The following is a 12,810-nucleotide window of genomic DNA, read 5'->3' on the forward strand; positions in this document are numbered from 1 at the left end:
GAAGCCCTGCCCACCGCCCGGCCTGTCGCGTACGACGTTCGCCGTCGATGACCTTCCCGACGGCACGAACCGTCGCGGGTCGACGCGTCGCCGAAGCCGGGCCCGCAACCGGGCGGGCCGCGTCGCGCCGCGCCGCCTGCGCTCAGTACACGTCCCGCATGTAGCGCCGCGCCTTCGAGAGCTTCGCGACGTAGTCGTTCGCGGCTTCGTCCGACATCCCGCCGTGCTCGGCGACGACCGCCTTCAGCGCGGTATCGACGTCCTTGGCCATCCGCGCGGCGTCGCCGCACACGTAGAAGTGCGCGCCTTCCTCCAGCCACTTGTACAGCTCGGCGCCCTGCTCGCGCATCCGGTCCTGTACGTAGATCTTGTCGGCCTGGTCGCGCGAGAACGCGAGATCGAGCCGCGTGAGGAAGCCGCTGTCGCGCATCGCGCTCAGTTCGTCGCCGTAGTAGAAGTCGGTCTGCGCATGCTGCTCGCCGAAGAACAGCCAGTTGCGGCCGCGCGCGCCGCGCGCCTGCCGCTCGTGCAGGAAGCCGCGGAACGGCGCGACGCCGGTGCCGGGCCCGACCATCACGACCGGCACGTCGCCGTTCACCGGCGGCCGGAAATGCGCGGACTTCTGCACGAACACCGGCACGCGGCCATCGTCCGCGCGATCGGCGAGGAACGTCGACGCGACGCCTTTGCGCGCGCGGCGGCCGTTGTGATAACGCACGGCCGATACCGTCAGGTGAATCTCGCCCGGGTGCGCGCTCGGGCTCGACGCGATCGAATACAGGCGCGGCTGCAGCCGCTTCAGCATCCCGACCAGCTCCGTGCCCGACAACTCGACCGGGAACTCGTGCAGCACGTCCGCGAGCTGTTGCCCCCACAACCATTGCTTCAGGTCGGCCTTGCGATCGTCGCCGAGCAGCGCCTTCAGCGCACCGTTCGCGCTGCGCGATGCGATGAACGCGAGCGTGTCGGGGTGCGGGCGCGTGATGTCGAAGTGGCGCGCCAGCGCATCGCCGAGCCGCACGTCGCCGACGCCCGCGACCGACACGGGCGCATCGGCCTTCAGCGCGGTGACCGACAGCAGCTCGTCGACCAGCTCCGGGCAGTTGGTCGGCCACACGCCGAGCGCGTCGCCGGTTTCGTATTCGAGGTTCGCGCCTTCGGTCGACAGCGACACGTAGCGCGTGTCCTTCGCGGCGCCCGGCCGGTTGAGCCGCAGGTTCGCGACGAGCTTCGACGGCGCCGGATGCGCCTTGGTCGGCAGCAGCCCCGGCGCGCTCATCCCGGCGATCGGCACCGCATGCAGCGCCGCATCCGCTTCCTTGATCCGGGCGACCACGCGTTCGAGCCACTGGTCGGCATCGCGCTGGAACTCGACGTCGCAATCGACGCGCGCGCACAGGCGCGCCGCGCCGAGTTCCGCGAGCCTTGCATCGAGCCGGCGGCCGTGCCCGCAGAACTGGTCGTAGTTGCGATCGCCGAACGCGAGCACCGCGAAGTGCACGCCGTCGAGGCGCGCGGCGCTGCCGGCCTGCAGCGCGTCCCAGAACTCGCTGCCGTTGTCGGGCGCGTCGCCGTCGCCGAACGTGCTCGTCATCAGCAGCACGTATTGCGCGCCGGCCAGCGACGCGACCGGATAGTCGGACATGCACGCGGTGCGGATCTCGAAGCCGGCGTTCATCAGCTGCGTCGCGTAGTCCTCGGTCAGCGATTCGATGTTGCCGGTCTGCGACGCCCACAGCAGCACGACCTTCGGGCGCGTGCGCACGATCCGCACGCCGCCGGGCGCGGCGGCCTCGGCCGGCAGTGCGGGCACAGCGCCTTCCGCGGTGTGGGCCGGCACCGCGCGGCTGAACAACCCCGCCAGCATCCCGTCGAGCCAGAGCCGCACCGGCGGCGTGAGCGGCGCACCGGCCGGCAGCACCGGCACGCCGCCGTCGCGCCGGCCGGCGCTCGCCTTCAGCCCGCTGACGAGGCCGGCCACGTACAGGCGCTCCGCGTCGGTGAGCGGCGGCGGCGCGAGATCGGCCACGCCGAGCGCGGCCGCGAAAGTGTCGAGGTCTGCCATGTCGGATTCCTGTGAAGCCGTGATCTGCACCGCCGCCGACACGGGCCGCGCGTCGCCGGCGGCGGCATCGGGTCGCGCCGTGTCGTCGGCCGCGGACGCGAACGCGTCCGTGTCGACGCGTGCGAGCGCGACCGCGCAATACTTCAGTTCGGGTTGCTGCGATTCCGGATCGATCGCGTCGTTCGTCACCGCGTTGATGCACAGGTCGTCGCCGTACACGTCGTTCCAGTGCATCGGCGCGAAGCAGTTGCCGCGCTGCACGCGCTCGGTCACGACGGCCGGCAGCACGGCGCGGCCGCGCGCCGAGCGAATCTCGACGCTGTCCTGCGTGGCGATGCCGAGCGCGCTCGCGTCGTCCGGATGCAGTTCGACGAACGGGCGCGGATTGAGCTTGTTCAGCATCGCGACCTTGCCCGTCTTCGTCATCGTGTGCCATTGATGCTGCAGCCGGCCGGTGTTCAGCACGATCGGGAACGTGTCGTCCGGCAGCTCGGCCGGATCGACGTGCGGCCGCGCGAAAAAGCGCGCCTTGCCGGACGGCGTCGGGAACGCGAGGCGCGGCGCATCGCCGCCATCGGCTGCCGCGCGCGGCGTCTGGCTCACGCCGTCGTTCAGGTAGCGGATCGGGTGCCGCTCGCGCGCGGCGCCCGGCGCGACCGGCCATTGCACCGGGCCCTCGCGCAGCGCCGCATGGCTCGCGCCGCGCAGGTCGTAGCCGGTCGCCGGATTCGAAAACCGCACGATCTCGTCGAACACGTCGGCCGCCGACGCATAGTCGAACGCATCGCCGAAATCCATCGCGCGCGCGACTTCCGCGACGATGCGCCAGTCGGGCAGCGCGTCGCCGGGCGGCGCAACCGCGGCGCGCATCAGCGTCATGTTGCGTTCGGAGTTGATCATCACGCCGTCGCCCTCGGCCCACAGCGCGCCGGGCAGCAGGATGTCCGCGTAGCGGTTGGTCTCGGTGTCGAGGAATGCGTCCTGCGCGATCACGAGCTCCGCGGCCTGCAGCCCCGCGATCACGTTCTGCCGGTTCGGCACCGTCGCGACCGGATTCGTGCAGATGATCCAGCACGCCTTGATGTCGCCGGCCGCCATCCGTTCGAACAGGTCGACGGTGCCGCGGCCGGCGTCCTTGCGCAGCGTGCCGGCCGGCACGCGCCACAGGTGTTCGACGAAGCGCCGGTCGTCGTCGGACAGCACCGAGCGCTGGCCCGGCAGCCCGGGGCCCATGTAGCCCATCTCGCGCCCGCCCATCGCGTTCGGCTGGCCGGTCAGCGAGAACGGCCCGCTGCCCGGGCGGCAGATCGTGCCCGTCGCGAGATGCAGGTTGCAGATCGCGTTGGTGTTCCACACGCCGTGCGTGCTCTGGTTGAGCCCCATCGTCCAGCAGCTCATCCATTCCGGCGCGTCGCCGATCCATTGCGCGGCCGTGCGGATGTCGGCTTCGGCGAGGCCAGTGATCTCGGCGACGCGTTCGGGCGTGTAGTCGGCGAGGAACGCGGGCATCGCGTCCCAGCCTTCGGTGTACGCATCGATGAACGCGGCATCGGTGCGGCCGTTCGCGTGCAGCAGATGCAGCAATCCGTTCGTCAGCGCGAGATCGGTGCCCGGCCGGATCTGCAGGAACAGGTCGGCCTTGTCGGCGGTGCCGGTGCGGCGCGGATCGACGACGATCAGCTTCGCGCCGGCCTTCACGCGATCCATCATCCGCAGGAACAGGATCGGGTGGCAGTCGGCCATGTTCGCGCCGATCACGAAGAACAGGTTCGCGCGATCGAAGTCCTGGTACGACCCGGGCGGCCCGTCCGCGCCGAGCGACTGCTTGTAGCCGGTGCCCGCGCTCGCCATGCACAGGCGCGAGTTCGACTCGATGTTGTTGGTGCCGACGAAGCCCTTCGCGAGCTTGTTCACGAGGTATTGCGCCTCGATCGACATCTGCCCCGACACGTAGAACGACAGCGCGTCGGGCCCGTGCGCGTCGAGCACCGCGCGCAGCCGCCGCGCGGTCTCGGCGATCGCGTCGCGGGCCGGCAGCGGCACGAGGTCGTCCTCGCGCGCGCGCCGCACGAACGCGCGGTCGAGCCGCCCCGAGCGGCGCAGCGCGACATGCGCCGACGAACCCTTCGTGCACAGCCGTCCGAAGTTGGCCGGATGGTCGGAGTCGCCCGATACCTTGACGACTTCGTCATCCTCGACGTGCAGCACCACCCCGCAGCCGACGCCGCAGTACGGGCACACGCTCTTGACGGGGGTGGCGCTCATGCGTGCTCCGGGGCGTTCAGGCGGCGATCCACACGAAACCGTCCTCGACCCGCGACGGATACGCGCTCACCGATTTCTCGGGCGCTTCGAGGCATTCGCCGGTCCGCAGGTCGAAATGCTGCTTGTACAGCGGCGACGCGACCACCACGCGCTCGCCGAGGCTGCCGATCAGCCCGCGCGACATCACCGCCGCCTGCGACACCGGGTCGACGTTGTCGATCGCGAACACGCCGCCCTCCTCGGCATGCGCGACGTGAAACACGGCGACCTGCTCGCCGTTGACGAGCGCGCACACGCCGGTGTTCGGCACGATGTCGTCGAGCGGGCACACGCGGGTCCAGGACAGGGGATGACGATCGTTCATGATGGGCTCCTTGGAAAAGACGCTGGTGTCGGTCGAAGTCACACGGTGGCGGGTTCGGCGACGACGGGAATCGCAACGGGCTTGCCGCCCGCGCGCTCGGCGAGCGTGGCAGGCCGGATCTGGCCGCGCGTCTCGACGAATGCGATGGTCGTGTCCGGCGCGTCGCTGTTCACGAAGTGGCGGAAGCGCTTGCGCGTGTCCGGATCGGTGACGGCCTTCTTCCATTCGCATTCGTAGGTGTCGACCACGTGCTGCATGTCGGCTTCGAGTTCGGCCGCGATCCCGAGCGTGTCGCGCACGACGACGTCGGCCAGGTAGTCGAGCCCGCCTTCGAGGTTGTCGCGCCACACGCTGGTGCGCTGCAGCCGGTCGGCGGTGCGCACGTAGAACATCAGGAAGCGGTCGATGTAGCGGATCAGTGTGGCGCGATCGAGGTCGGACGCGAGCAGCTCCGCGTGGCGCGGCTTCATCCCGCCGTTGCCGCATACGTACAGGTTCCAGCCCTTCTCGGTCGCGATGATCCCGACGTCCTTGCCTTGCGCTTCCGCGCACTCGCGCGTGCAGCCCGACACGCCGAACTTGATCTTGTGCGGCGCGCGCAGGCCCTTGTAGCGGTTCTCGAGGTCGATCGCGAGGCCGACCGAATCGTCGACGCCGTAGCGGCACCACGTCGAGCCGACGCACGACTTCACGGTACGAAGCGCCTTGCCGTACGCATGCCCCGATTCGAAGCCGGCCGCGATCAGTTCCTCCCAGATCGACGGCAGCTGCTCGACGCGCGCGCCGAACAGGTCGACGCGCTGGCCGCCGGTGATCTTCGTGTAGAGCCCGTACTTCTTCGCGACCTGGCCCACCGCGATCAGCCCTTCCGGCGTCACCTCGCCGCCCGGCATGCGCGGCACGACCGAGTACGTGCCGTCGCGCTGGATGTTCGCGAGGTAATAGTCGTTCGAATCCTGCAGCCCCGCATGCTCCTTCTTCAGCACGAACTCGTTGAAGCACGACGCGAGGATGCCCGCCACCGCCGGCTTGCACACGTCGCAGCCGAGCCCGTGGCCGTGCTTCGCGAGCAGCGCGTCGAAGGTCGTGATGCGCTCGACGCGGATCAGGTGGAACAGCTCCTGGCGCGAATACGGGAAGTGCTCGCACAGATGGTTGTTGACCGCGAGGCCCTGCTTCTTCATCTCGGCCTTCATGATCTGCGTGACGAGCGGCACGCAGCCGCCGCACGACGTGCCCGCGCCCGTGCACGACTTCAGTGCGCCCAGGCTCGTCGCGCCGTCGGCCACCGCCGCGCAGATCTGCGACTTCGACACGTTGTTGCACGAGCAGATCTGTGCGCCGTCCGGCAATGCGTCGACGCCGATCGCGGGCTTCGCCGCGCCGTCCGACGACGGCAGGATCAGGAATTCCGGCGACTCGGGCAGCTCGATGCGGTTCAGCATCATTTGCAGCAGCGTGCCGTATTCGGCCGCGTCGCCGACCATCACCGCGCCGTGCAGGAACTTGCCGCAGTCCGACACCACCAGCTTCTTGTAGACCTGGCGGCGCTCGTCCGCGTACTGGTAGGTGCGGCTGCCGGCCGTCGCGCCGTGCGCGTCGCCGATGCTCGCGACGTCGACGCCCATCAGCTTCAGCTTGGTGCTCATGTCGGCACCGGCGAACACGGCGTCGACCGCTTCTTCCGGGGCGCCGCCGAGCTGCTTCGCGACCACGCGCGCCATGTCGTAGCCCGGTGCGACGAGCCCGTACACCATCCCGTTCCAGGCCGCGCATTCGCCGATCGCGTAGATGTCGGCGTCGCTCGTGCGGCACGCGTCGTCGATCGCGACGCCGCCGCGCGGGCCGATTTCGAGGCCGCACGCTCGCGCCAGTTCGTCGCGTGCGCGGATGCCGGCCGAGAACACGATCATGTCGGCATCGAGATGCGAACCGTCGGCGAACGCCATCCGGTGCGTGCCTTCCTCGCCGTCGACGATTTCGAGCGTGTTCTTGCCCGTATGCACGGTCACGCCGAGCGCCTCGATCTTCGCGCGCAGCATCCGGCCGCCGCCGTCGTCGACCTGCACCGCCATCAGCCGCGGCGCGAATTCGACGACGTGCGTGTCGAGCCCCATGTCGCGCAGCGCCTTCGCGCATTCGAGGCCGAGCAGCCCGCCGCCGATCACCACGCCGCGCTTCGCGTGCGTGCCGCACGCCTGCATCGCTTCGAGATCCTCGATCGTCCGGTACACGAAGCAGCCCGCGCGATCGCGCCCCGGCACCGGCGGCACGAACGGACGCGAGCCCGTCGCGAGCACCAGCTTCTCGTATGCGAGCGTTTCGCCGGACGCGAGCGTGACCGTGTGCGCGTCGCGATCGATCGACGCGACGCACGCGTTCAGGCGCAGGTCGAACTGCGGATGCCGTTCGAAGAAACCGGGCTCGACGAGCGACAGGTCGTCGGCCGACTTGCCCGCGAAGAATTCCGACAGGTGCACGCGGTCGTACGCCGGACGCGGTTCCTCGCCGAGCACCGTGACCTGCAGCGCGCCCGCCGCGCCGGCTTGCGCGGCGACGCATTCGAGGAGCTTGTGGCCGACCATCCCGTGGCCGATGACGATGAGTTTCATGATGACGTTTCCTTCGGTCGATCAGTTCGCGGCGCCGGCGGCGGCGAGCGCGCGGTCGCGCAGCTCGGCCTCGCGTGCCTTGTGTTCCTCGCTGAAGCGCACGGCCATCGCGCACAGCGCGGTCGCGGTGACGGCGAGCCCGAGCAGGCTCAGCGTGTGCTGCACGTCGCCGACGCCCTTCAGCAGGAACGCCGCGGCCACCGCGCCGACGTTGCCGCCCGCGCCGACGATCCCGGCGACGCCGCCGAGCGCCTTGCGGTCGATGAACGGCACCAGCGCATAGGTCGCGCCGCAGGCCATGTGCGTGAAGAGGCCGAAGGTCAGCATCGCGACGAGCGCCATGCCGATGCCCTGCGCATGCGAGAACCAGACCAGCCCGAGCCCTTCGCCGACGATCAGCGCGCACAGCAGCGTCGCGCGCACGTCGAGGCTGCGGCGCGCGGCGATCTTGTCCGACAGCCAGCCGCCGAGCGCGCGGGCGAACAGCGCGAGCAGCCCGAACATCCCGACCGCGAAGCCGGCGTCCTTCAGCGATAAATTGAAGTGATCGACGTAGTACAGCGCGGCGATGTTGTGGATGAACACCTCGACGCCGAAGCACGCGCCGTACGTGACGAACAGCATCCACACGCGATAGTTGCCGCACGCGGCGAAGAAGCTCGCCCAGCCGCCCTTCTTGCCGCTGTCGACCGTCACGCCCTGCTTGCGCAGCGCGACGAAGTCGCCTTGCGGGCAGTCCTGCGTGAAGCGCCAGTACGCCCAGGCCATCGCGAGCATCGCGACGCCCGGCACGACGAGCGCGATGCGCCACGACGTGTCGTCGCCGAAGCCGAGCATCAGGCCGGCCGCGACGAGCAGCGGCATCATCGCCTGCGTCGCGCCCGCGCCCGCGTTGCCCCAACCGGCGGTGGTCGCGTTCGCGGTGCCGACCACGTTCGGCGCGAACATCACCGACGTGTGGTACTGCGTGATCACGAAGCCCGCGCCGATCGCGCCGATGCCGAGCCGGCAGATCAGGAACGTCACATAGTCGTGCGAGAACGACACCGCGAACACCGGAATCGCGCCGAGCGCGAGCAGCCCGACATAGATGCGGCGCGGGCCGAAGCGGTCGCACATCGGGCCGACCAGCAGCCGCACGGCGATCGTCGCGGCCACCGCGGCGATGTTGATGTTTGCGACCTGTGCCGCGGTGAGGTGGAACTCGCGCGCAATCAGCGGCATCAGCGGCGCGCATGCGAACCACGCGAAGAAGCATACGAAGAACGCCATCCACGTCATGTGGAACGCGCGCATCGGCGCGGTGCGGAAGCTGAAGAGATCGATACGGGTAGCTTTGTCGGTCATGTCATCCGCCAAACGAAAAACGGCGTCCTGCACACCCGGTCTCGTCGAGACCCGATGTGTAGGACGCCGTTGCCCATGAAGCCCGTTGCCGGGCGCGTCGGTAATCGGTACTGCGGACGAATCGTCGTTGATCCGCCCGAGCCAGCTTACGCAAACGCCGTGCCATGTCGGCCCGAATCGCACCTGCAGCCCCGCCGCACAAGGCTCGCCGGCCGTTGCACGCATCGCTGCACGACGCCGCGCATGATGCGTCGGGATGCAGCGAGGCACAGATACGGTGCGCTGCAGCACTGTCGCCGTGCGACATCGCGGTGCGCGTGGATGGGGCCGCGATGCACGCCGATGCGGCATCGCGTGCGCCGCGGCCCCGCGGCCGCATGCGGGCCGGCGTCCGTCGTGGCGGTCGCGCCGTGTGTATCGCCGCGCTTATTGCCGCACTTGTCGCCACGTCTGTAGCCGCGCTCGCCGCCCGGTTCGATCAGGTTGGCCCGGATATTGCTGAATCCGGACCACACCGGCAACGGCGCCGGTGGGCAGTCCCCGCAAGTCGGGCCCGCCGTCGCAGGCGGGCGCAACAGATCAGGACAACGACGTCCCCCCGTGCCCGGCACGGCCGGATGTCGCGATCGCGTCGACCGCCCGCCGCCGCCGCAAGCAACCATGCGTTATCGATCGCCGCACGCACGCGGCACTGGAACACGACATGACGACTGGAAAAGTCACGCTGCTGGGCGCCGGCCCCGGCGATCCCGATCTCCTCACACTGAAGGCCGTGAAGGCACTGGCGGCCGCCGACGTGCTGCTGCTCGACGATCTCGTCGCGCCCGGCATCGTCGAACTCGCGCCGCACGCGCGCGTGATCCGCGTCGGCAAGCGCGGCGGTTGCCGCTCCACGCCGCAGGCGTTCATCGAGAAACTGATGCGCCGCTACGCGCTGCGCGGCGCGCACGTCGTGCGCGTCAAGGGCGGCGACGCGCTGCTGTTCGGCCGCGCCGGCGAGGAACTCGCGACGCTGCGCGCCGCCGCGATTCCCGTCGACATCGTCAACGGCATCTCGTCGGGCTTCGCGGCCGCCGCGAGCCTCGGCATCTCGCTCACGCACCGCGAGCACTGCCAGGGCGTCACGTTCGTCACCGCACATCGCCAGGACCACGGCGAACCCGACTGGGCGGCGCTCGCGGCGACCGGCACCACGCTCGCGATCTACATGGGCATGAGCCGCGTCGACAGCATCGCGGCGGGCCTGCTCGCCACCTTGCCCGCGTCGACGCCGGCCGCCGCCGTGCAGTGGGCCGGCACGCCGCATGAGCGCCGCTGGACCGGCACGCTCGGCGGCCTCGCGCGCGGCGTCGCGGCAGCCGGGCTCGGCAGCCCGGCCGTGATGCTGGTCGGCGCGGCGATCGGCGAAACCGCCGTGCAGTGCACCGACGTCGCCGGCGAGGCACTCCTGTCGCGGGCGGCGTAGCATGGGTCACGTCACGCGGCACCGTCCGCACGCCCGTTCCGCTCACCGCGGCCGCGTTCACGCCGGCTGCCGGGGATGCATGCGCGAGGTTCCGGGTACATCGACTTCCGCCCGCACCCCGCAACCCCCGCTCAACCCTTGTACCGAAGCCGGTCCGTCCCCGTTCGCGTCATGAGTTCGTCCGCCCCGCCCGCACGCCTGCGCGTGCTGCTCGTCACCGACACCGACAAGCCGATCGGCGAACTCGGCGACGCGCTCGCGCGCCTCGGCTACGAGATGCTCAACGACGTCGCGACGCCCGCGCGCCTGCCCGCGGCCGTCGAGGAGCAGCGCCCCGACGTCGTGATCATCGATACCGATTCGCCGTCGCGCGACACGCTCGAGCAACTGGCCGTGATGCACGCGACTGCGCCGCGCCCCGTGCTGATGTTCAGCCACGACGCCGACCAGGCGCTGATTCACGCGGCGGTCGGCGCCGGCGTCAGCGCGTATCTCGTCGAGGGCCTGTCGGCCGAGCGCCTCGCACCGATCCTCGAAGTCGCGCTTGCGCGCTTCTCGCACGACGATGCGCTGCGCCGCCGGCTCGCCGACGTCGAGCGCGAGCTCGCCGAACGCAAGCTGATCGATCGCGCGAAGCGCCTGCTGATGGATCAGCGCAGGCTGTCCGAGCACGATGCGTATGCGTTGCTGCGCAAGCGCGCGATGGACCAGGGCCTGCGCATCGTCGACGTCGCGCGGCAACTGCTCGATGCGACCCAACCGTCATGAATGCCATGAACCCTTCGCCTCCCGCCGCGCCGGAACGCGCGCATCTTCGTCTCGGGTTCGTCGCGCTGAGCGACGCGGCCCCGCTGATCGTCGCGCAGCAGCTGAATCTCGGCGCGCGCCACGGCCTGACGCTGGAACTGAGCCGCCAGCCGTCCTGGGCCGCCGTGCGCGACAAGCTGCTGAGCGGCGAACTCGACGCCGCGCACGCGCTGTACGGGCTCGTGTGCGGGCTGCAGCTCGGCATCGGCGGCCCGCAGGCCGACATGGCCGCGCTGATGGTGCTGAACCGCAACGGCCAGGCGATCACGTTCGCCCGCGGCCTCGCCGACGCCTACCGCGCAAGCGGCGACGTCCGCGCGGCGCTCGCGACGCTCGGCCGCAAGCCGCTGCTCGCGCAGACCTTCCCGACCGGCACACATGCGATGTGGCTGAACCACTGGCTCGCGTCGCACGGCATCGATCCGCTGCGCGACGTGCGCAGCGTCGTGATTCCGCCGCCCGAGATGGTCGCGGCGCTCGCGAGCGGCGAACTCGACGGCTTCTGCGCGGGCGAGCCGTGGCACGCGGTGGCCGAAGCGTGCGGCGCCGGCCGGACCGTCGCCGTCACCAGCGAGATCTGGCCCGATCATCCGGAGAAGGTGCTCGCGGCCCGGCGCGATTTCGTCGCGCTGTATCCGGCCACCGCGCGCGCGCTGATCCGCACGCTCGTCGATGCGTGCGCGTGGCTCGACAGCGCCGCGCACCGTCGCGACGCGGCCGGCTGGCTCGCGTCGCCCGATGCGCTCGGCGTGCCGGCCCGGCTGATCGCACCGCGCCTGCTCGGCGACTACGGCCCCGGGCCGTTCGCCCAGCCGCCGCTGCCGATCCGCTTCCACGACGGCGGCGCCGTGAACCGGCCGGATCCGCAGGAAGGCCGGTGGTTCCTGTTGCAATACCGCCGCTGGGGCATGCTCGAGGGCACGCACGACGACGTGGCGATCGCCGCGGCGATCGCGCAGACTGCGTTGTATGATGCTGCGGTCGCCGAAGGCGGTGCGGCGGACAGGTGATCCCGGCACGGATGCCGGGGCCGCCGCGCAGCACCATGCCGCGCCCCGCGGAATGCCTGACGCGATGCGCCGGTCCGCTCCGGCTCGCCGCGCCGCATGGACGCGTTTGCATCCGCGCCGCCACTCCGTCCCCGTCCAGAATCGATGCCGAAACGAACGCGCACGCCGCTCGACGTGCTGCTCACCGAAATTCGCGCGTGCCGCGCCTGCGAAGCCGACCTGCCGCTCGGCCCGCGCCCCGTCGTGCGCGCCCATCGCGACGCCCGCATCCTGATCGTCGGGCAGGCGCCCGGCGCACGCGTCCATGCGAGCGGCATCCCGTGGGACGATGCGAGCGGCAAGCGGCTGCGCGACTGGCTCGGTGTCGACGCCGACACGTTCTACGACGAGACCCGCTTCGCGATCGTGCCGATGGGATTCTGCTACCCCGGCCGCGGCGCGAGCGGCGACAACCCGCCGCGTCCTGAATGTGCGCCACTGTGGATCGACCGGCTGCTCGCCGAATTGCCGTCGATCCGGCTGACGCTGCTGATCGGCCAGTACGCGCAGCGGCATTTCTTGCGCGACACGCGCAAGGCGACGCTGACCGACACCGTGCACGCGTGGCGCGACTACGGCCCCGACGTGCTGCCGCTGCCGCATCCGTCGCCGCGCAACCAGGCATGGTTCAAGCACCATCCGTGGTTCGATGCCGAGGTCGTGCCGGAACTGCGCCGCCGCGTCGCGCCGCTGATCGCCGGCTGACGGAAACCGGCCGCGCCCCTGCTCCCTGTCGCGACGAACCGGAACGACATCGACTTTGTTCGGCCGCCTGATCGCGGGTCACCGGGCCGGGTGGAGCGTGTCCCCGCCCGTCCGGCCTGCGCGGATCGGCC

The 12,810-nt window shown here is 70.6% G+C and carries 8 protein-coding genes; 4 read left to right on the top strand and 4 right to left on the bottom strand.

Annotation, left to right across the window (positions count from 1 at the left end):
- Window positions 1-142: 142 nt before the first annotated feature.
- Genes NQV17_RS20995 through NQV17_RS21010 form a run of 4 tightly spaced genes read right to left on the bottom strand, consistent with a single transcriptional unit; the run spans window position 143 to window position 8,653 of the window.
- Window positions 143-4,330, bottom strand: coding sequence for a bifunctional nitrate reductase/sulfite reductase flavoprotein subunit alpha (locus NQV17_RS20995; RefSeq protein ID WP_257773717.1), 4,188 nt, complete (start codon window positions 4,328-4,330; stop codon window positions 143-145).
- A 16-nt stretch (window positions 4,331-4,346) separates the two neighbouring features.
- Entirely contained in the window at window positions 4,347-4,694 is a 348-nt protein-coding gene (gene nirD, locus NQV17_RS21000) for a nitrite reductase small subunit NirD (protein WP_044843338.1), read from the bottom strand.
- Window positions 4,695-4,732: 38 nt separating this feature from the next.
- Window positions 4,733-7,306, bottom strand: a complete 2,574-nt coding sequence (nirB, locus tag NQV17_RS21005) for a nitrite reductase large subunit NirB (RefSeq protein ID WP_257773718.1) — start codon at window positions 7,304-7,306, stop codon at window positions 4,733-4,735.
- A gap of 21 nt (window positions 7,307-7,327) precedes the next feature.
- The gene (locus tag NQV17_RS21010) at window positions 7,328-8,653 is read right to left on the bottom strand and encodes an MFS transporter (protein WP_257773719.1); all 1,326 of its coding nucleotides are present in this window, start codon (window positions 8,651-8,653) and stop codon (window positions 7,328-7,330) included.
- Window positions 8,654-9,356: 703 nt separating this feature from the next.
- Between NQV17_RS21010 and cobA the strand changes: the two genes are divergently transcribed.
- The 4 genes from cobA to NQV17_RS21030 all read left to right on the top strand — a co-directional run bounded on the left by cobA (window position 9,357) and on the right by NQV17_RS21030 (window position 12,679).
- Window positions 9,357-10,118, top strand: coding sequence for a uroporphyrinogen-III C-methyltransferase (gene cobA / locus NQV17_RS21015; protein WP_257773720.1), 762 nt, complete (start codon window positions 9,357-9,359; stop codon window positions 10,116-10,118).
- A 171-nt stretch (window positions 10,119-10,289) separates the two neighbouring features.
- Window positions 10,290-10,886, top strand: coding sequence for an ANTAR domain-containing response regulator (locus tag NQV17_RS21020; RefSeq protein ID WP_044843334.1), 597 nt, complete (start codon window positions 10,290-10,292; stop codon window positions 10,884-10,886).
- A 5-nt stretch (window positions 10,887-10,891) separates the two neighbouring features.
- Complete coding sequence (locus NQV17_RS21025) at window positions 10,892-11,935, top strand: CmpA/NrtA family ABC transporter substrate-binding protein (RefSeq protein ID WP_257773721.1); 1,044 nt, start codon at window positions 10,892-10,894, stop codon at window positions 11,933-11,935.
- A gap of 144 nt (window positions 11,936-12,079) precedes the next feature.
- A complete protein-coding gene (locus NQV17_RS21030) occupies window positions 12,080-12,679 on the top strand; it encodes a uracil-DNA glycosylase family protein (protein ID WP_257773722.1) in 600 nt (199 codons plus the stop codon).
- The last annotated feature ends 131 nt before the right edge of the window (window positions 12,680-12,810 follow it).

Source organism: Burkholderia sp. SCN-KJ, assembly GCF_024656005.1.
Classification (GTDB): domain Bacteria; phylum Pseudomonadota; class Gammaproteobacteria; order Burkholderiales; family Burkholderiaceae; genus Burkholderia.